The organism is Vibrio splendidus 12E03 (genome assembly GCF_000272105.2).
In the GTDB taxonomy this organism is placed as follows: domain Bacteria; phylum Pseudomonadota; class Gammaproteobacteria; order Enterobacterales; family Vibrionaceae; genus Vibrio; species Vibrio splendidus_I.
In genome coordinates this window covers 1-520 of the sequence record NZ_AJZD02000233.1, presented here as the reverse complement: position 1 = coordinate 520, position 520 = coordinate 1, and the positions used below count along the sequence as shown (strand labels likewise).

General features: G+C 46.5%; 1 protein-coding gene. It reads right to left on the bottom strand.

Annotated features, from left to right (window positions below; genetic code table 11):
• Positions 1–71 precede the first annotated feature (71 nt).
• Positions 72–413 carry a hypothetical protein gene (locus A142_RS15240; protein WP_017110270.1) on the bottom strand — a complete coding sequence of 114 codons (342 nt, stop codon included), beginning with the start codon at positions 411–413 and terminating at the stop codon, positions 72–74.
• Positions 414–520 lie beyond the last annotated feature (107 nt).

The following is a 520-nucleotide window of genomic DNA, read 5'->3' as shown; positions in this document are numbered from 1 at the left end:
TAACAAAAAAGACAGAAAACCCCAATCCCCCGACAGGAATAGAGATCCCTGTCGGATGGGTTACATTACGGTTAGATCAACACTTCCACGACGTGATACGAAACGTACGGACCATGAATGGTTCTCGTGGTACGTCGAACCACTCCTGCTTGCTCAAGCGCGCCTAAAAATCCAGCGTACTCGTCGCAATCTTTGATGGCCGTTTCATTCTCGTTGAAGTGATTGTTGGGTAAACACACCGTCGGAGTGCCCATTGGCTCTCCTGGAAACGAATCCGAAGCTTCATTTCGTTTTGTATCGGCCGTGCATAACTGAAGCGCAATTTGCTTGTTATTACGATAGTGATGTTTAGAGACGTCACAATCGATTTTTTGCCCACCGGCCAGTGTTACCGTCACCATAAGTTGAGTCATATCATTTCTTCCTAATATAAAAAAGAAGGAATGACCCCATAGAGGAGACATTCCCCTCTATGGGTTTATGGGTTACCCCTAATGCGAGCGACGCTGAAATCTCAGCG

Excerpts from the sequence above, each read along its gene's own strand:
- A142_RS15240 (WP_017110270.1), bottom strand. The coding sequence starts at position 413 with ATGACTCAACTTATGGTGACGGTAACACTGGCCGGTGGGCAAAAAATC.